We start from the raw sequence: 19619 nt of genomic DNA on the forward strand, positions 1-19619 counted from the left end.
AATACTGAGCCTTATATTGATAATTATGGCTTTCATACTTAACACAATTCCAATGAATAATACAGAAATAAATTCTTTAGAAAAAAAAATAAGTATTAGTGATGTAATAACAATGATTGCAATCTTTTTGACATTAGGAGCGTCAATATTTTCTTTTACATATAAGGGTAAATTAAATGATTTACTAAAAAAGGAAAAACAAACAAACGAACTAATAATCGCGAAGGCGGAAGAAAGTTCTGAGACTGCTAAAAGAGACGCAGCAATTGCAAATGAAAAATCAATGATTGCTATGAAAAATGCCGCTGATGCAAATATGAAAACTGCCGAAATAAACGAAAGAGCAATAAATGCAGAATTAAAAAGTAAAAAGTTAGAAATCGAATTAATAAAACTAAGATTAGATGTTGGAGACAGGTTTTTGCCTATTGAAATTCAAAAAGAACTAATTAAAGAATTAGCCAAATATCCTAAGAAAACTATTGCAATTTTTGTAAATATTGCAAATAATAGTGAACCTAATATATTTGCAAATAATCTTAAGAATTTTTTCACGAAATTAGGTTGGGATTCAAATATTTATCAACAAAATAATGTTATAGTGCCGCCTCCAACTGGTATGCAAATTATAGGTAAGACTGAATGTATTCCTATTCTTGAGATATTTGGAAAACACTTAAAATCAATGAATTATGAAAATAAATTATCTAATAATGATTCTTTAGAGACAGATTTAAGAATTGTGATTTTTTCAAATAAGTAATAAATAGCATTGCATAACACCGTGTATAATTAATTGCTAGTTTTAGCTCACTTGGGAAATTCCTTCGGAATTTCGCCGTTCGTGCTTTATTTACTAAATTCACTGCTTAAAACACGCAACTAATCATACACAAACACGTTGGCATTAATACCGAGAAAAAATTATGGGATATGATTCATCCATATATTTAAATAAAGAAACGGATATCATAGAAGTAAAACAATTTCTGAAAATTTTAAACTATGAAGAATTTGAAGAAAATTACTACTTCTACAACAATAATGATTCCGAAGAGCATTTTACTGGTGTTACATTAAATATTATTGAGGAAAATTCAGAATATTTAGAATTACATATAAGAACTACAGTTTGGAAAACTTTATATGATAATGACTATGTAAATTTAACTTTAAAACAAATTAGTGAAAGGTTTCAAGGATATTTTGAAACAGAATTTGGTAAAAACACAATTTATGAATTTGATGGAGTTGAAAGAAAAGATGCTGAAGTAGGTTGTTTTACAGTTTTTAGGACTTTCAATAATAATATGACTAAACCTAGTGTATTTCTACAGTTTTTAGAACACGAGGAAATGAAAAATCCAGTTCCGATAGAGATTCCAATTCTAAACGAAATGAATCCAGTTAGTATTGGAATTAATTTTACTATTCCATACTTGATATCTGTACTCGAAGAATATTTAAGGTCAACATATATTGTACTTCTAAAATATTCAGAAAACAAAAAAGATATATTTAAAAGTTCAAGAATTATATCAGAAGATTTATTTGAAGTTTCCGAGGGATTCTCATCAGCTGAAAAAATAGTTGCTAGAACAATTTCTTTTCAAAATATAAATGGAATAAATTCAGCTTTTAAGAAAATATCAAATGATATCAATTTGACAAATTTGCTAAACTCAAAAAAACCTGAAAACAACTATCTAGAGAGATTAGAAAATCTTATTAAGTTTAGACATTTAATTATTCATTCAAATCAAACAATTTCATATTATTCAACTAATGATTTGAAAAATGACATTTCTTTGATTTTTGATATTTGTGACATTTTTTATGACAACTTAATTAAAATTTACAATTGGAATCCAGAAAAGTACTAATGCCAACACCGTATATAATTTATTGCTAGTTCTAGCCTACTTACGAAAATCCTCGCGGATTTTGAACTGCTCCCAAAAAGTTAGACACTATTTGAGGGTATTATTATGGGAAGAAAAGTCAAGTATGATTACGCATTTAAACTTCGATGTGTAAAGCAAGTTTTAAAAAATCACCAAACAGTTGAAGATGTGTCTAAGTTATATGGTTGTCATCATACAACCCTTCATGATTGGATTCGATTTTATGAAAAATATGGTAAAAAAGCACTATTACCAAGAAAAACCAAAGTGTATAGCATTCCTTTTAAACTTAAAGTTTTAAAAGCTATTGACAAAGATTCATTATCTTTCAGTCAAGCTTGTTTAGAATTTAATATTCCTACTAAATCTGTAATTATGAAGTGGCAACGTAATTATAAAAAAGAGGGTATTGTAGGCTTAAACATTAAACCTAGAGGTAAACCAAAATCTATGCAATTTAAGAGGGCTAAAAAAAAGTCTAATAAACCTTTAACAAGAGAAGAGGAACTTTTATTAGAAAATGAATCATTACGTGCAGAACTGGACTTGCTAAAAAAGTTACAGGCCTTAATTCAACAAGAGCAAAACAAAAAGCAAAAGCCATAACAGAATTAAGGCATAAGTACGATTTAGATATTTTATTATATCATACGAACATGGCAAGAAGTAGTTATTATTATCATCATAAAAAAAGTCTTTTAGTTGATAAATATAAAGAGATAAAACTATTGATTCATCAAATATATCATCGTCACAAAGGAAGATATGGCTATAGAAGAATCTCTTTAGAAATCAACAAAATAGGCACTCTAATAAATCATAAAACAGTACTCAAGTTAATGCGTGAATTAGGTTTAAAAAGTTTAATCAGAACTAAAAGATACAAGTCTTATAAAGGGCGAATAGGAGAAACAGCTCCTAATATATTACAACGAAATTTTAAAGCTATTAGGCCAAATAAAAAATGGGCTACCGATATTACAGAATTTAAAGTTTTAGGAAAAAAACTATATCTATCTCCAATAATTGATCTCTTTAATAGAGAAATAATAAGTTATCAATTATCTGAAAAACCTGATTTTAAACAAGTAGCTATTATGCTGAAAAAGTCTTTTAAGAAAATACCAGATCAAACAAATTTAATATTACATTCAGATCAAGGGTGGCAGTATCAAATGAAACAGTATCGAAGATTATTAACAAAAAAAGGAATTACTCAGAGTATGTCTCGTAAAGGAAATTGTTTAGATAACGCTGTGATAGAAAATTTCTTCGGTATTCTAAAATCTGAATTGTTTTATATAAATAAATACAAGTCGATATCTCAATTAAAAAAAGAGATTAAAGTGTATATAAAATATTATAATAATGAGAGAATTAAACAAAATTTAAAGGGAATGAGCCCGATTGAATATCGAGCTAATTATTATCAAAATTAATTATAAATTTGTCTAAACATTTGGGTGCACTTCATTTTATATTCGGTTTTTATTTGCTAACTTTAGTGCTTAAAACACGCAACAAACCATATACAAACACGTTGTAAAACATTTACCAAATGTACTTTCCTGAAATAGGTTGACTAAAAATTAAACACTTAATTATAGTCACTTATGAAAGCTCAAAAACAACCCTGGCGAAAAAAAACGTACGAAAAAGCAACTTTAGAACTCAAATTATTCGTCGTTGACCAAATTCAGAATGGACAGATTTCCACAAACTTTGCTTCCAAAAAATATGATGTTCCTAGAACTACAATTGGGTATTGGATCAAAAAATATAGTACTTTAGTCCAACAAAATACAGGTATGAGTAAATTAGATGAGATTAAAAAACTAAAGGAACGTATTGAAGAATTGGAGTTTGTAAAGGAATTTCAACAAGATATTATTGCTGACATGGAAATCATTACTGGAGTCGATTTGTCAAAAAAGTCGTTGCCCAAAACATTAGCGAAAGAGATAGAACTAAAAAAGAAAAACCGTTTAAAAGAAAATGGTTCTATGAGTGTTTTGGGATTAGTAAACAAGCCTTCTACAAAAGACTCAAAACCCAAAAAAACAAACGACTAAACGATGAAAAAGTCATCGCAATGATACAAGAATATCGAAAATTAGTTGGTATGAGAACTGGCGGAATTAAGTTATATGATGAACTTAAACAAGACTTTATAAAACAAGGTATTAAAATCGGTAGAGACAAGTTGTACGATGTGTTAAGGCTTCATAATTTACTTGTTCCTAAGCTTAAAAACTATGTAACAACAACAAATTCTAATCATCAATTTAGAAAATATAAAAACCTAATTAAAGACCAAGTTCCTACTCGACCAGAACAACTATGGGTAAGCGATATAACATACATTAAAACAGACAATGGACACAATTACCTAGCAATCGTTACAGATGCATATTCTAAGCAAATTATGGGCTATAAATTAGATAACAACATGAAGACATCACTTTGTTCAGAAGCGCTAGAAATGGCTATTAAAAATAGAAAATACCCTGATAAAAAATTAATACATCATTCTGACAGAGGTTTTCAATACTGTAACCCCAAATACACAGCATTTGCAGAAGAAAATGGCATAATGATGAGCATGACAGAACAATATGATCCTTATGAAAACGCAATTGCAGAGCGAATTAATAGAACTTTAAAATATGAATATGGACTTAGAAATTGCATTAAAAACACTGCCATTGCTCAAGAAGTAACAAAACAAGCAGTATATATTTACAACAATTTAAGAACCCATTTTAGCTTAGAATTAAGAAAACCAGCTGAAGTACATTTAAATCCAAACATCAAATACAAATCATATCGAAGAAATAATGTAAATTTGACTGAACTAACAATTTGAAAACAAAACTAGTTCAAAATATTTTTTGCCTTCTAAACGGCTAAAAAAATCTTTTGAACGGTATAAATTAACCTAAAAAAAGGTCAACCTATATCAGTATAATACAAAAAACGAAACTACATTGAAAACTGAAATTATAAACCAACCATATTCTGGAGAATTTAAAGAAAGGATTTATGACATTGAAAGTCCTTGGAATTCTCAATCTTGGACTTGGATAAAGTTTACCGATGAAGATTTGAATGAAACGGTTGGACAATTTCGCGGAACACAAAAAGAAGTGAAATACTCTGAAAATCGGAACGAAATTATTGTGTTGACTTCTGATTATGTTTTTCTATTAAACGCTTCTGACTTGAATATAATTGAATCGGAAAGTCAGCCTGAATATCAAGACGTGGAAGTTTCGCCTAATGGAATTTTCTTTTTCCATAACTATTATGAAATTGAGAAAATGAACAGTTCCTTATCGGACTTGACTGAAATCCAAAGTCCGTTTAAAATGGATGATATTCGATTTAGAAAATGGAATGGAAAAATATTGGAATTTGAATGCGAGGAATTCACTAATTGGGATAGAAGTGAAATAATGGAATTAGACACAAACGAATGGAAAATAAGAATAAAAACGAACACACAACACCGTGTATAATTAATTGCTTTGGTCGTTGCTTATTTGGAAAATTCCTTCGGAATTTTCTCGCGTTCGTTTTTGTTTACTAAATTAGTTGCTTAAACACGCAACTAACCATACACAAAACCGTTAGCCACAATTAAAACAAAATAACCTCCATTCAATAACTTAACGCAACAAATCTAAAATTATAGATTTGTAAAATGGAAGTAAAAAAACATAGACGATTAACTTTGAAAGAAAGAGTGATTATTCAGACTCTTTTAAATGAAGAAAAGTCTAAATCTTATATAGCAATTAAACTCAATAGATCTCGTTCAACTATCGGTAGAGAAGTGAATAAATGGGTGCAAAAAAAAGAACATAGATATGATGCTGAACTTGCTCATTGGTGTGCTAAAGAAGATTATTTAAACAAGAGAAATTTAGATAAAATAAGCACTTATTCTTTACTCAAATTTTTTGTTTACAAAGGACTTTTATCAAACTGGACTCCTGAACAAATTTCTGGAAGATTAAAAGAGTTGTATCCTAATAATCTAATAATGTCTATTTCACACGAAGCTATTTATAGACACATTTATACTAGACCACAAGCTCGTTTAAATAAAAAGTTAATCAAACTATTAGTACGTAAAAAAACAAGACGTAGAACCCCTAAAAAAAGACGTGGTGGTGGAAGTAAAATCATTAACCAAGTCAGTATTGACAACAGACCACAACATATTGACCTTAGAAATGAAGTGGGACATTGGGAAGGAGATTTAGTGATTGGGAAAAATCATAAAAGTGCTATTGGAACTATTGTAGAGCGCAAAACTAGATTTACTTTAATAGTAAAATTAGAGTCTAAAAAAGCAGGTGAAGTAGCTAATGAGTTTTCTAAAATATTAAACAAATTAAATCCTATTTATAAAAAATCAATGACATATGATAACGGAATTGAAATGGCGAGACACGAAATGATTACTAAAAAAACAGGTATGAAAATATACTTTGCACATCCATATTCTTCCTGGGAAAGAGGAACAAATGAAAATACAAATGGACTCATTAGAAGATATCTTCCAAAAGGAACAAACTTCAATGAAATTGACGTAAATAAACTCCAAAATATTCAAGAAAAATTGAACAACAGACCAAGAAAAATTATAGGATACAAAACTCCAAAAGAAATGATGGATTTAGAACTTAAATTTGTAGCTTAGTAACATCAATAAACAAAAACGGTTTGTTGCGTTACAACATTGAATCCAAGCTCGAACAAGAATTAAACTATTTAGGTTCAAATATTGAATTAACTGATTTCAATACAATTGAACGTGGACTGAAATATTATTTGAGATTTGAATTAGGAGACCCTTTTGACAACGGAACAAAAGAACGAGTAAAACAAGCAACAAAACGTGCGTCTGAACTGTTTGAGAACCATTTTGAGAAAGATTCTGAATTATACATAATTATTTATGATTTTGGAAACGATATGTTTGCTGAAACGCCAAATCACATTTATGAATTGTTAAAATCGGAAAATATACAAACTCAACAGTTTGAGGAAAATCTTGCAACTAGATATTTTGATGACGAAGACAATATTGAGCGAATTAAAGGAAAATTAACAATTTGTAAAGTAGAAAGAAACGGAATTAATTATCAAGAAATATTCAACGGAATTGCAAATACAGAGATGGGATTTTCACCAACAATTCATCAATTAGTGTACTTTTTTCAACCGAAAACCAAAAAATGGTTTTGGATGTATGATGACAGAGGTTGTTTAATGTTTAGTAACGAAACAGATGATTTGAAATTGAACATATTGAAATTTGACAAATGGATTGTTGAATCTCAAAGAGAAGTAATGGAAAAACAATTTGAATAAATCACTATTGCCAACACCGTATATAATTTATTGCTAGTTCTAGCCTACTTACGAAAATCCTCGCGGATTTTGAACTGCTCCCAAAAAGTTAGACACTATTTGAGGGTATTATTATGGGAAGAAAAGTCAAGTATGATTACGCATTTAAACTTCGATGTGTAAAGCAAGTTTTAAAAAATAACCAAACAGTTGAAGATGTGTCTAAGTTATATGGTTGTCATCATACAACCCTTCATGATTGGATTCGATTTTATGAAAAATATGGTAAAAAAGCACTATTACCAAGAAAAACAAAAGTGTATAGCATTCCTTTTAAACTTAAAGTTTTAAAAGCTATTGACAAAGATTCATTATCTTTCAGTCAAGCTTGTTTAGAATTTAATATTCCTACAAAATCTGTAATTATGAAGTGGCAACGTAATTATAAAAAAGAGGGTATTATAGGCTTAAACATTAAACCTAGAGGTAAACCAAAATCTATGCAATTTAAGAGGGCTAAAAAAAAGTCTAATAAACCTTTAACAAGAGAAGAGGAACTTTTATTAGAAAATGAATCATTACGTGCAGAACTGGACTTGCTAAAAAAGTTACAGGCCTTAATTCAACAAGAGCAAAACAGAAAGCAAAAGCCATAACAGAATTAAGGCATAAGTATGATTTAGATATTTTATTATATCATATGAACATGGCAAGAAGTAGTTATTATTATCATCATAAAAGAAGTCTTATAGTTGATAAATATAAAGAGATAAAACTATTGATTCATCAAATATATCATCGTCACAAAGGAAGATATGGTTATAGAAGAATCTCTTTAGAAATCAACAAAACAGGAACTCTAATAAATCATAAAACAGTACTCAAGTTAATGCGTGAATTAGGTTTAAAAAGTTTAGTCAGAGCTAAAAGATACAAGTCTTATAAAGGGCAAATAGGGGAAACAGCTCCTAATATATTATAACGAAATTTTAAAGCTATTAGGCCAAATAAAAAATGGGCTACCGATATTACAGAATTTAAAGTTTTAGGAAAAAAACTATATCTATCTCCAATAATTGATCTCTTTAATAGAGAAATAATAAATTATCAATTATCTGAAAAACCTGATTTTAAACAAGTAGCTATTATGCTGAAAAAGTCTTTTAAGAAAATACCAGATCAAACAAATTTAATATTACATTCAGATCAAGGATGGCAGTATCAAATGAAACAGTATCGAAGATTATTAACAGAAAAAGGAATTACTCAGAGTATGTCTCGTAAAGGAAATTGTTTAGATAACGCTGTGATAGAAAATTTCTTCGGTATTCTAAAATCTGAATTGTTTTATATAAATAAATACAAGTCGATATCTCAATTAAAAAAAGAGATTAAAGTGTATATAAAATATTATAATAATGAGAGAATTAAACAAAATTTAAAGGGAATGAGCCCGATTGAATATCGAGCTAATTATTATCAAAATTAATTATAAATTTGTCTAAACATTTGGGTGCACTTCATTTTCTATTCGGTTTTTATTTGCTAAATTAGGTGCTTAAACCACGCAACAAACCATATACAATAACGTTGCCAAGCATTGCGGAACGTACTCTGAACGGAAAAGCGGAATTTAAAAACATCTGATTTTTGAGAAATAAAACGTTGACTAAATTGCACTGATTTCTCACTCAAATGCGGAATGAAAATCACAACGGATTTTTAGCAAGTTTGCAGAATCAAAGCCTGAATTTAAAACTCAAAAACTGAATTGCGCGCGGAATTTAGCAAGTTGCGGAATTGCTCACTCAATCGGAATTGAAAATATTACGGAATAAAACGCTGACCGAATTTACTCAATTGCCGAAAATTGGAAAACGGAATTTAATTGGATAATTTATACTCTGAAAAAAATCAACGACTTGGCAACAACGTATAAAATTAATTGCTACATTAGTGCTTAATCAAAAGTCGTTGCAGTTTTGTTACGTCTGATTTTCCTGCGGAAAATCCTCGCACACAAAACCGCAACTAATCTTATACAAACACGTTGTGGTTAATACAAAAAATGTACCCTCCATTCAATAACTTAACGCAACAAATCTAAAATTATAGATTTGTAAAATGGAAGTAAAAAAACATAGACGATTAACTTTGAAAGAAAGAGTGATTATTCAGACTCTTTTAAATGAAGAAAAGTCTAAATCTTATATAGCAATTAAACTCAATAGATCTCGTTCAACTATCGGTAGAGAAGTGAATAAATGGGTGCAAAAAAAAGAACATAGATATGATGCTGAACTTGCTCATTGGTGTGCTAAAGAAGATTATTTAAACAAGAGAAATTTAGATAAAATAAGCACTTATTCTTTACTCAAATTTTTTGTTTACAAAGGACTTTTATCAAACTGGACTCCTGAACAAATTTCTGGAAGATTAAAAGAGTTGTATCCTAATAATCTAATAATGTCTATTTCACACGAAGCTATTTATAGACACATTTATACTAGACCACAAGCTCGTTTAAATAAAAAGTTAATCAAACTATTAGTACGTAAAAAAACAAGACGTAGAACTCCTAAAAAAAGACGTGGTGGTGGAAGTAAAATCATTAACCAAGTCAGTATTGACAACAGACCACAACATATTGAACTTAGAAATGAAGTGGGACATTGGGAAGGAGATTTAGTGATTGGAAAAAATCATAAAAGTGCTATTGGAACTATTGTAGAGCGCAAAACTAGATTTACTTTAATAGTAAAATTAGAGTCTAAAAAAGCAGGTGAAGTAGCTAATGAGTTTTCTAAAATATTAAACAAATTAAATCCTATTTATAAAAAATCAATGACATATGATAACGGAATTGAAATGGCGAGACACGAAATGATTACTAAAAAAACAGGTATGAAAATATACTTTGCACATCCATATTCTTCCTGGGAAAGAGGAACAAATGAAAATACAAATGGACTCATTAGAAGATATCTTCCAAAAGGAACAAACTTCAATGAAATTGACGTAAATAAACTCCAAAATATTCAAGAAAAATTGAACAACAGACCAAGAAAAATTATAGGATATAAAACTCCAAAAGAAATGATGGATTTAGAACTTAAATTTGTAGCTTAGTAACATCAATAAACAAAAACGGTTTGTTGCGTTACAACATTGAATCCAAGACTTTCCTGAAATAGGTTGACTAAAAATTAAACACTTAATTATAGTCACTTATGAAAGCTCAAAAACAACCCTGGCGAAAAAAAACGTACGAAAAAGCAACTTTAGAACTCAAATTATTCGTCGTTGACCAAATTCAGAATGGACAGATTTCCACAAACTTTGCTTCCAAAAAATATGATGTTCCTAGAACTACAATTGGGTATTGGATCAAAAAATATAGTACTTTAGTCCAACAAAATACAGGTATGAGTAAATTAGATGAGATTAAAAAACTAAAGGAACGTATTGAAGAATTGGAGTTTGTAAAGGAATTTCAACAAGATATTATTGCTGACATGGAAATCATTACTGGAGTCGATTTGTCAAAAAAGTCGTTGCCCAAAACATTAGCGAAAGAGATAGAACTAAAAAAGAAAAACCGTTTAAAAGAAAATGGTTCTATGAGTGTTTTGGGATTAGTAAACAAGCCTTCTACAAAAGACTCAAAACCCAAGAAAACAAACGATTAAACGATGAAAAAGTCATCGCAATGATACAAGAATATCGAAAATTAGTTGGTATGAGAACTGGCGGAATTAAGTTATATGATGAACTTAAACAAGACTTTATAAAACAAGGTATTAAAATCGGTAGAGATAAGTTGTACGATGTGTTAAGGCTTCATAATTTACTTGTTCCTAAGCTTAAAAACTATGTGACAACAACAAATTCTAATCATCAATTTAGAAAATATAAAAACCTAATTAAAGACCAAGTTCCTACTCGACCAGAACAACTATGGGTAAGCGATATAACATACATTAAAACAGACAATGGACACAATTACCTAGCAATCGTTACAGGTGCATATTCTAAACAAATTATGGGCTATAAATTAGATAACAACATGAAGAGATCACTTTGTTCAGAAGCGCTAGAAATGGCTATTAAAAATAGAAAATACCCTGATAAAAAATTAATACATCATTCTGACAGAGGTTTTCAATACTGTAACCCCAAATACACAGCATTTGCAGAAGAAAATGGCATAATGATGAGCATGACAGAACAATATGATCCTTATGAAAACGCAATTGCAGAGCGAATTAATAGAACTTTAAAATATGAATATGGACTTAGAAATTGCATTAAAAACACTGCCATTACTCAAGAAGTAACAAAACAAGCAGTATATATTTACAACAATTTAAGAACCCATTTTAGCTTAGAATTAAGAAAACCAGCTGAAGTACATTTAAACCCAAACATCAAATACAAATCATATCGAAGAAATAATGTAAATTTGACTGAACTAACAATTTGAAAACAAAACTAGTTCAAAATATTTTTTGCCTTCTAAACGGCTAAAAAAATCTTTTGAACGGTATAAATTAACCTAAAAAAAGGTCAACCTATATCAGTATAATATAAAAGGATTGCAACTGTAATACAAAAGAATTGCTACTACCCTACACTGCAATGTTTATCATAAAGTAAAAACAATTGCTACAAATTCACAAAGACGATACAAATTCTCATCAAAATAAATAATTGCATTACAAAAACAAAAAGGATTGCAAATGTAATACAAAAGGATTGCCATTACTTTACACTGCAATTTTATCACAAAGTAAAAACAATTGCTATAAATTCACAAAAACAACACAAAGCCATATCAAAATAAATTATTGTATTACAAAAACAAAAAAGATTGCAACTGTAATACAAAAGAATTGCTACTACCTTACACTGCAATGTTTATCATAAAGTAAAAACAATTGCTACAAATTCACAAAGACGACACAAATTCTCATCAAAATAAATAATTGCATTACAAAAACGAAAAGGATTGCAAATGTAATACAAAAGGATTGCCATTACTTTACACAGCATTTGCAGAAGAAAATGGCATAATGATGAGCATGACAGAACAATATGATCCTTATGAAAACGCAATTGCAGAGCGAATTAATAGAACTTTAAAATATGAATATGGACTTAGAAATTGCATTAAAAATACTGCCATTGCTCAAGAAGTAACAAAACAAGCTGTATATATTTACAACAATTTAAGAACCCATTTTAGCTTAGAATTAAGAAAACCAGCAGAAGTACATTTAAATCCAAACATCAAATACAAATCATATCGAAGAAATAATGTAAATTTGACTGAACTAGTTATATAGAATATAAATAATTTAAAAGGTATAAATTAGACCAAAAAAGGTCAACCTATATCAGTATAATACATTATGGGATACAAACTTGATAATCATATGAGAACATCACTTTGTACAGATGTGCTGGCTATGGCTATTAAAAATAGAAAATATCCAACTAAAAATCTCATTCATCATTCAGATATAGGTTTTCAATATTGTAACCCTAAGTACACGGAATTTGCAGAAAATAACGGAATTACAATGAGTATGACTGAAAAATATAATCCTTACGAAAACGCTATTGCAGAACGAATTAATAGAACTTTAAAATACGAATACGGATTAAAACAAATTCTTAAAAACACAGATATTGCCCAAGAAATAACAAAACAAGCAGTATACATTTACAATAATTTAAGAACACATTTTAGCCTAGGTTTAAGAAAACCTGCAGAAGTACACTTAAATCCGAATATAAAATGTAAACTTAAGATGTATAAAAATTTATCTTTTAAAAGTATGTAAAACATATAGTAAAATTAGTAAATTGCATACAGAAATTTATACTAATAATCTGGTCTAAACTGAACACGTTTTTGAACACGATTTACAAATAAAAAAGGTTATTTATTACGTTATAAGCATTTTAACTCGAATTCATAACCCTGAGGTCACGGGTTCAAATCCCGTTCTCGCTACAAACTTAATGTTAATTAAATCAACGAATTGTGTCTCACAATTCGTTTTTTTATGTCTACATTTTTCTTACTTTTACAAAGAGTACACGATAAAGTACACGATTCCACTATGAAATTGAATTATTCAGAGCCAAAAATCTTCACAGGTGGAGTTATTATTGGAGACTGGTCTAAACTGTCAAAAAAAGATAAAAAAGAAGCATTATCCAAAAGTTGGTATGTCTATTATTCATTTAGAGATCCAATTACAGGAAAACTAAAAAGGCAGACTAATATAAAAGCTGGAGTCAACCTTTATAAAGATAAAAGAAGTAGAATACACATCTTAACTCAATTAAAGGAAAGTTTAGAATATGTTTTATCAAAAGGCTTCAATCCTTATGAAGACAATAGTTCCTTAGCTGAATTTATCGAAAATCTTCTTTCTCCCGAAGAAGACAAAATAAAGAATACACCAACACAAAAGGAAACTCCTGTATATCTTGAAAAAAAGGCTGTACAAGAAACACCAATCCTCTCCCCTATTAACACTTCTGTTGACTTAGCATTAAATACCAAATCTAAAGTTCTAAGTGGAATTTCATATCAAAATTTAAAAAATAGAATTGAACGATTTAAAAAATGGCTCAACAAAGAAGGCTATAATCTTAAAGAAGATATTTCAATTATAAATAAGAAACTTGTAATACAATATCTGAACACTGTATTACAAGCAACAAGTCCTAGAAACAGAAACAATACACGTACTGACATCAGTTCCTTATTTCAAACGTTAGAAGACAATGAAATAATTGAAAATAATTTTGTTAAGAAAATTAATGTTTTAAAATCTGTACCAGAAAGAAATAAAACCTATACTACAACTGAGCAGAAAGATATTTTTAAATATTTAGAAAAACATGATGCAGTATTATATCTTTTTGTTCAATTTATATCTTATAATTTTCTTAGACCTGTTGAAGTTTGTCGATTAAAAATTGGTGATATCGATTTAATAGATAAAAAGATTTATGTTAGAGCCAAAAACAAGCCTGTAAAAATTAAAATCATTCCTGATATATTAATTAAGCAATTACCAGATCTATCTAAATTAAATAAAAGCGATTTTTTATTTACTCCAAATGAAATTGGTGGCGAATGGGAAGCAAAAGAAAACAATAAAAGAAATTATTTTACCAAACAGTTTAAAAAAGTAAAAGACCATTTTGGTTTAGGTAAAGATTATGGTTTATATAGTTTTAGACATACCTTTATAACGAAGTTGTATAAAGAAATGGCAAAAACAGCAACTCCTTTTGAAGTAAAAAGTAAATTAAAATTAATTACAGGACATGCAACAATGGATGCACTAGAATTATATCTACGAGATATTGATGCCGTATTGCCTGAAGATTATTCAAAATTATTAAAGTAATGGAAAGTAAATATTTTGGAATTATTCCAAAAGAACTAAACTCTTTGAATAAAATTATACAATTAGAAAATTTTCTAAAGGAAAATGATTTAATAATTATATCAAATAAATTAGAAATAATAAAATCAACTAAAACAGAAAATCTAGGAGAACGAAAGAACGTAGTTAAATACGATCATAATAATACTGGTTACAAATTTACAGATGAACTTACTATAGAGGTTTATGACTTTTTATTAAATCAATATAAAAATAGTTTATGTAAAAATATTTTATTTAACATTAACTTTGATGATGAAACCTTTGGTTTTTTAGAAGCTAGAAAAAAAGAAGCTGCCTTAATACAGTTCAAAAATCTTTATTCTAAATGGACTAACAATCTACCTACAATGGTCTCGGAAAATGAATTTAATAAATTAAAGAGAGCTAGAGCATTATTCCAAAACCAACTAAAATATCAGTATGAGTTAGTTGTAGCCTTCCTTATTGGGGAAATAAATTACTTTAACAGAGATTTACTTCAAACTAATGAATTGTTAATTGAAATGTTTGATTTTGAAAATGATTTATTAATTTTAATAGATTTAAACCAACGTTTTTCTTTTACAGAAGATAATGTCTTTACAAAAAAAACAATAGCTCAAATAATATATAAAGAATACCCTGAAGAATTTCATTCTTTAAAACAAATTGAATTTATAGAGCATCTAATTACCATAAAAGACATAATAAATAGAGCTTTTATCGTAAGCCTTTTTGATTTTTTTAGTAACAAACTAAGTATAAAAACACCATCTGCCGAGTCCTTTGGGAAAATTATAAATAGTCACTTTGGCTTTACTTTTGGAGAAATTAAATTAAACAGTTCTGAAGGGGATAAACATTTTAAAAGAGTAAAAGAAATTGAAAAAGAATGGGGGCAATTTTAATAATCAGAAGCTATTTTTAACTATTCCCCATAAACCTTAAAAATTCCCACACATTTCCCACACATTTCCCCTTTTCCCTCCCTTTTAAAAGCTTCATTGTATCACGTAATTGCACCTAGTTAATTCTTGTTAATTAGGTAGTTATCTTTTGATGTAAAATCACCTTACTTTTTAACAAGTATTTATTTTAAAAATATTTAAAACAAAAAGTAAAAATGATTGCAACAATTAATTTTAGAATTGATCAAGACCAGAAAGAACACCTTCAAATTTTAGCGGATGAAAAAGGGATAAAAGTATCCGCTTTAACTAGAGAAATTATAACAGACTATTTAAATAGTTTAGATAATCACGGTCTGTATGATCCATCAAAGACAATTGGTGAGTTAATAATGCCTATTCCGCCAATAGACTCTAATAATCTTAAAAATTAACTTCATGATAAAAGATAAAGTTAATTTAATAACTAAGGATATAGAAAACAATCAAAAAAAACTTAAAATTAAAGGTTTTGAATATGGTTGTTTAATTATTAAAGAAGCAAATACTTGGGTAGAGGAGGCTAAAAACAGACCAATACCCAACATGCTTTTTAGTGAGCTATGGTATGAAAATGAGCTTTGTATTTTATTTGCAGACACTAATTTAGGTAAATCTATTTTAGCTGTGCAAATAGCGGATAGTATTAGTAAAGGAAAAGCAATACCTGGGTTTAAACTTGAAAGCCCTCCTAAAAGAGTTCTCTATTTAGACTTTGAATTATCTGATAAACAATTTGAAAATAGGTGTTCTGAACAATATGAAAACCATTATCAATTTAATAAAAATTTTCTTCGTGCAGAATTTCATACCGAGTTAGAGTTACCAAAAGAGTACAATAATATTGAAGAATATCTTTGCGCAACCTTGTCAGATATTATTACCAAAACAAAAGTATCTGTTTTGATTGTAGACAATCTTACCTTTTTAAGCAGCGAAAATGAAAAAGCAAAAGATGCTTTGATATTAATGAAAACTCTTAAAAAAATATCTAATACAAATAATGTTTCAATACTTGTATTAGCTCATACTCCTAAAAGAGATGACTCTAAACCTATTAGTAAAAATGATCTAGCAGGAAGTAAAATGCTAATGAATTTTTGTGATAGTTGTTTTGCTATTGGTAGTAGTTCTCAAGAAGCATCGTTTAGATATATCAAACAAATTAAGCAACGTAACACAGAACATTTATATCACTCAGAGAATGTTATTGTTTGCAGTCTTGATAAAGAAACTAACTTTCTAGAATTTCATTTTGAAGATTTTGATTCTGAAAAAGCACATCTTAAAACTTTTGGAACATCGGACTTAGAAGAAAGAGACGAACAGATGAAGTTTTTAATTTCTGAAGGAAAGAATAATGTTCATATAGCTGAAATGTTAAATGTATGCGAAGGAACTATCAGAAAAAGAAGAAAAAAACTAAATATCTAAGATAGATGGTTGCTTCAGACATATACACAATAGCCAAAGCTCTTTCTAAAGAAGAGTTTATCAAGCTATCCGATATGCTAAGAAGCGAAATAAAAAAAAGTGAAATAAAACCGAAAAAGAAATATGAGCTACCAGACTTCACTAAAGAAGATGGATTACGTTACCTATTAGAAAATCACATTCGCAAAAATTAAAAAACATAATCGTACCATTCGTACCAATAAATAGGTACGAATGGTACGAATTCAAAAAAATGAAACATAATTATAAATACAGTTTAGATAGATCAAGCAGAAAGTTTATCTGCCCTAATTGCCATAAGAAAACATTTGTGAAATTTATTGACAATGAAACTAATCTTTATTTAAATTCTAGTGATGGAAGATGTGATAGAGAAAGTAAATGTGGTTATTTTAAAAAACCAACATCAAATTGTATTACAAATATTAATAACTGTATCACAGAAGTAATACAACCTTCGTATCACAATAGAAAAGTATTGCAAGAATATTGTAATACAAAGCAACAAAGTAACTTTATAAGCTATTTATTAAGGAATTTTGAGCCTAAAATGGTATCACAAGCAATAGATATGTATCACATAGGGACAACAAACTATTGGTATGGAGCAACAATATTTTGGCAAATAGACACAAAAAACGTAATACGTGGTGGCAAGATTATGTTGTACAATTGTAATACAGGTAAAAGAGTTAAAAAACCTTTTAATCATGTTAGCTGGATACACAAACAACTAAAATTAAATAATTTTGTATTACAACAATGTTTATTTGGGCTACACCTTATAAACAGCATTTCTAAAAGTGATACAATTTGTATTGTAGAATCAGAAAAAACTGCAATCATCATGAGTATTATGATTCCTAATTTCATTTGGTTAGCTACAGGTAGTAAAACAGGTTTTAAAGAAAAAATGCTAAAATCTATTAAAGAATTTAATGTTATTGCTTATCCAGATAAAACAGTTTATAGTAATTGGAACAAAGAAGCAATACTTTTAAATAAACAAGGTTATAATATCCAATGCAGTACAATGTTAGAAAATTTAGAAATTGAAGACGGTGGTGATTTAATTGATTTTTTATTGTAGTACACTTATGTAAGACACTAACACTCAAAATAAATATCACTTTATACAAACATTTAGATAGTATCGGTTTGCGTATATGAGAAGTATCGGATTAAAAAGCACTTCAGTTTCAGATTGGACTGACTTTTATTAAATGAACTGACCTTTGATTTATCACTGAATCAGCTATTTCTTATACTTGGATTCAATGTTGTAACGCAACAAACCGTTTTTGTTTATTGATGTTACTAAGCTACAAATTTAAGTTCTAAATCCATCATTTCTTTTGGAGTTTTATATCCTATAATTTTTCTTGGTCTGTTGTTCAATTTTTCTTGAATATTTTGGAGTTTATTTACGTCAATTTCATTGAAGTTTGTTCCTTTTGGAAGATATCTTCTAATGAGTCCATTTGTATTTTCATTTGTACCTCTTTTCCAGGAAGAATATGGATGTGCAAAGTATATTTTCATACCTGTTTTTTTAGTAATCATTTCGTGTCTCGCCATTTCAATTCCGTTATCATATGTCATTGATTTTTTATAAATAGGATTTAATTTGTTTAATATTTTAGAAAACTCATTAGCTACTTAACCTGCTTTTTTAAACTCTAATTTTACTATTAAAGTAAATCTAGTTTTGCGCTCTACAATAGTTCCAATAGCACTTTTATGATTTTTTCCAATCACTAAATCTCCTTCCCAATGTCCCACTTCATTTCTAAGTTCAATATGTTGTGGTCTGTTGTCAATACTGACTTGGTTAATGATTTTACTTCCACCACCACGTCTTTTTTTAGGAGTTCTACGTCTTGTTTTTTTACGTACTAATAGTTTGATTAACTTTTTATTTAAACGAGCTTGTGGTCTAGTATAAATGTGTCTATAAATAGCTTCGTGTGAAATAGACATTACTAAATTATTAGGATACAACTCTTTTAATCTTCCAGAAATTTGTTCAGGAGTCCAGTTTGATAAAAGTCCTTTGTAGACAAAAAATTTGAGTAAAGAATAAGTGCTTATTTTATCTAAATTTCTCTTGTTTAAATAATCTTCTTTAGCACACCAATGAGCAAGTTCAGCATCATATCTATGTTCTTTTTTTTGCACCCATTTATTCACTTCTCTACCGATAGTTGAACGAGATCTATTGAGTTTAATTGCTATATAAGATTTAGACTTTTCTTCATTTAAAAGAGTCTGAATAATCACTCTTTCTTTCAAAGTTAATCGTCTATGTTTTTTTACTTCCATTTTACAAATCTATAATTTTAGATTTGTTGCGTTAAGTTATTGAATGGAGGGTACATTGCTCAACTTGTGGCTAACGTTTAGTATAAGAAACGTAGGGCAGTTAATAAGCACTTTCGTTTCGGTTTATTACTTAGCTAAATATAAATATTCTGCTTTTATCTTTTTTCTATAAACGC

23 protein-coding genes and 1 pseudogene are annotated in these 19619 nt (G+C 28.6%); 23 read left to right on the plus strand and 1 reads right to left on the minus strand.

Annotation, left to right across the window (positions count from 1 at the left end; genetic code table 11):
• The first annotated feature begins 52 nt into the window (after nucleotides 1–52).
• From H0I29_RS00705 to H0I29_RS00815, 23 genes are all read left to right on the plus strand, one after another.
• On the plus strand, nucleotides 53–763 hold the full coding sequence (locus tag H0I29_RS00705) for a hypothetical protein (protein WP_218754063.1): 711 nt from the start codon (nucleotides 53–55) through the stop codon (nucleotides 761–763).
• A gap of 163 nt (nucleotides 764–926) precedes the next feature.
• Complete coding sequence (locus H0I29_RS00710; RefSeq protein WP_218754064.1) at nucleotides 927–1883, plus strand: hypothetical protein; 957 nt, start codon at nucleotides 927–929, stop codon at nucleotides 1881–1883.
• A 105-nt stretch (nucleotides 1884–1988) separates the two neighbouring features.
• Nucleotides 1989–2510, plus strand: a complete 522-nt coding sequence (locus H0I29_RS00715) for a helix-turn-helix domain-containing protein (RefSeq protein ID WP_136583671.1) — start codon at nucleotides 1989–1991, stop codon at nucleotides 2508–2510.
• The gene (locus tag H0I29_RS00720; RefSeq protein ID WP_254712735.1) at nucleotides 2507–3343 is read left to right on the plus strand and encodes an IS3 family transposase; all 837 of its coding nucleotides are present in this window, start codon (nucleotides 2507–2509) and stop codon (nucleotides 3341–3343) included. The genes H0I29_RS00715 and H0I29_RS00720 overlap by 4 nt, the downstream gene beginning before the upstream one ends.
• A 174-nt stretch (nucleotides 3344–3517) precedes the next feature.
• The gene (locus tag H0I29_RS00725) at nucleotides 3518–3976 is read left to right on the plus strand and encodes a helix-turn-helix domain-containing protein (RefSeq protein WP_218761396.1); all 459 of its coding nucleotides are present in this window, start codon (nucleotides 3518–3520) and stop codon (nucleotides 3974–3976) included.
• A complete protein-coding gene (locus H0I29_RS00730; RefSeq protein ID WP_254712736.1) occupies nucleotides 3922–4770 on the plus strand; it encodes an IS3 family transposase in 849 nt (282 codons plus the stop codon). The genes H0I29_RS00725 and H0I29_RS00730 overlap by 55 nt, the downstream gene beginning before the upstream one ends.
• Nucleotides 4771–4891: 121 nt before the next feature.
• Nucleotides 4892–5422, plus strand: coding sequence for a hypothetical protein (locus H0I29_RS00735; protein ID WP_218754065.1), 531 nt, complete (start codon nucleotides 4892–4894; stop codon nucleotides 5420–5422).
• Nucleotides 5423–5607: 185 nt separating this feature from the next.
• A complete protein-coding gene (locus tag H0I29_RS00740; RefSeq protein ID WP_218754066.1) occupies nucleotides 5608–6612 on the plus strand; it encodes an IS30 family transposase in 1005 nt (334 codons plus the stop codon).
• A 26-nt stretch (nucleotides 6613–6638) separates the two neighbouring features.
• Nucleotides 6639–7286: a DUF3885 domain-containing protein gene (locus H0I29_RS00745; protein WP_254712671.1), complete on the plus strand. Its 648-nt coding sequence runs from the start codon at nucleotides 6639–6641 to the stop codon at nucleotides 7284–7286.
• A 113-nt stretch (nucleotides 7287–7399) separates the two neighbouring features.
• Nucleotides 7400–7921 carry a helix-turn-helix domain-containing protein gene (locus H0I29_RS00750; protein WP_218754067.1) on the plus strand — a complete coding sequence of 174 codons (522 nt, stop codon included), beginning with the start codon at nucleotides 7400–7402 and terminating at the stop codon, nucleotides 7919–7921.
• A 50-nt stretch (nucleotides 7922–7971) separates the two neighbouring features.
• A complete protein-coding gene (locus H0I29_RS00755) occupies nucleotides 7972–8247 on the plus strand; it encodes an IS3 family transposase (protein ID WP_218754068.1) in 276 nt (91 codons plus the stop codon).
• Nucleotides 8248–8292: 45 nt separating this feature from the next.
• Nucleotides 8293–8754 carry an IS3 family transposase gene (locus tag H0I29_RS00760; RefSeq protein ID WP_078617556.1) on the plus strand — a complete coding sequence of 154 codons (462 nt, stop codon included), beginning with the start codon at nucleotides 8293–8295 and terminating at the stop codon, nucleotides 8752–8754.
• Nucleotides 8755–9389: 635 nt separating this feature from the next.
• Nucleotides 9390–10394, plus strand: a complete 1005-nt coding sequence (locus H0I29_RS00765; RefSeq protein ID WP_218754069.1) for an IS30 family transposase — start codon at nucleotides 9390–9392, stop codon at nucleotides 10392–10394.
• Between the two features lie 101 nt (nucleotides 10395–10495).
• Nucleotides 10496–10954 carry a helix-turn-helix domain-containing protein gene (locus tag H0I29_RS00770; RefSeq protein ID WP_218761396.1) on the plus strand — a complete coding sequence of 153 codons (459 nt, stop codon included), beginning with the start codon at nucleotides 10496–10498 and terminating at the stop codon, nucleotides 10952–10954.
• The gene (locus tag H0I29_RS00775) at nucleotides 10900–11748 is read left to right on the plus strand and encodes an IS3 family transposase (protein ID WP_254712737.1); all 849 of its coding nucleotides are present in this window, start codon (nucleotides 10900–10902) and stop codon (nucleotides 11746–11748) included. The genes H0I29_RS00770 and H0I29_RS00775 overlap by 55 nt, the downstream gene beginning before the upstream one ends.
• 502 nt (nucleotides 11749–12250) lie before the next feature.
• On the plus strand, nucleotides 12251–12610 hold the full coding sequence (locus tag H0I29_RS00780; RefSeq protein WP_218731049.1) for an integrase core domain-containing protein: 360 nt from the start codon (nucleotides 12251–12253) through the stop codon (nucleotides 12608–12610).
• A gap of 66 nt (nucleotides 12611–12676) precedes the next feature.
• Entirely contained in the window at nucleotides 12677–13111 is a 435-nt protein-coding gene (locus H0I29_RS00785) for an integrase core domain-containing protein (RefSeq protein WP_218731050.1), read from the plus strand.
• A 225-nt stretch (nucleotides 13112–13336) separates the two neighbouring features.
• Nucleotides 13337–14698 carry a site-specific integrase gene (locus H0I29_RS00790; protein WP_218754070.1) on the plus strand — a complete coding sequence of 454 codons (1362 nt, stop codon included), beginning with the start codon at nucleotides 13337–13339 and terminating at the stop codon, nucleotides 14696–14698.
• Nucleotides 14698–15627: a hypothetical protein gene (locus H0I29_RS00795; protein WP_218754071.1), complete on the plus strand. Its 930-nt coding sequence runs from the start codon at nucleotides 14698–14700 to the stop codon at nucleotides 15625–15627. The genes H0I29_RS00790 and H0I29_RS00795 overlap by 1 nt, the downstream gene beginning before the upstream one ends.
• 215 nt (nucleotides 15628–15842) lie before the next feature.
• Entirely contained in the window at nucleotides 15843–16061 is a 219-nt protein-coding gene (locus tag H0I29_RS00800; protein WP_218731053.1) for a hypothetical protein, read from the plus strand.
• Between the two features lie 4 nt (nucleotides 16062–16065).
• Nucleotides 16066–17100: an AAA family ATPase gene (locus H0I29_RS00805; RefSeq protein ID WP_218731054.1), complete on the plus strand. Its 1035-nt coding sequence runs from the start codon at nucleotides 16066–16068 to the stop codon at nucleotides 17098–17100.
• A 5-nt stretch (nucleotides 17101–17105) separates the two neighbouring features.
• Nucleotides 17106–17294 (plus strand): hypothetical protein, encoded by a 189-nt coding sequence (locus H0I29_RS00810; protein WP_218754072.1) that lies wholly within the window; start codon nucleotides 17106–17108, stop codon nucleotides 17292–17294.
• A 59-nt stretch (nucleotides 17295–17353) separates the two neighbouring features.
• Nucleotides 17354–18211 carry a DUF6371 domain-containing protein gene (locus H0I29_RS00815; RefSeq protein ID WP_218754073.1) on the plus strand — a complete coding sequence of 286 codons (858 nt, stop codon included), beginning with the start codon at nucleotides 17354–17356 and terminating at the stop codon, nucleotides 18209–18211.
• Between the two features lie 227 nt (nucleotides 18212–18438).
• On the opposite strand, the pseudogene H0I29_RS00825 reads toward H0I29_RS00815, so the two are convergent.
• Nucleotides 18439–19443 (minus strand): annotated as a pseudogene (locus tag H0I29_RS00825) (IS30 family transposase).
• Between the last annotated feature and the right edge of the window lie 176 nt (nucleotides 19444–19619).

Source organism: Polaribacter sp. R2A056_3_33 (genome assembly GCF_019278485.1).
In the GTDB taxonomy this organism is placed as follows: domain Bacteria; phylum Bacteroidota; class Bacteroidia; order Flavobacteriales; family Flavobacteriaceae; genus Polaribacter.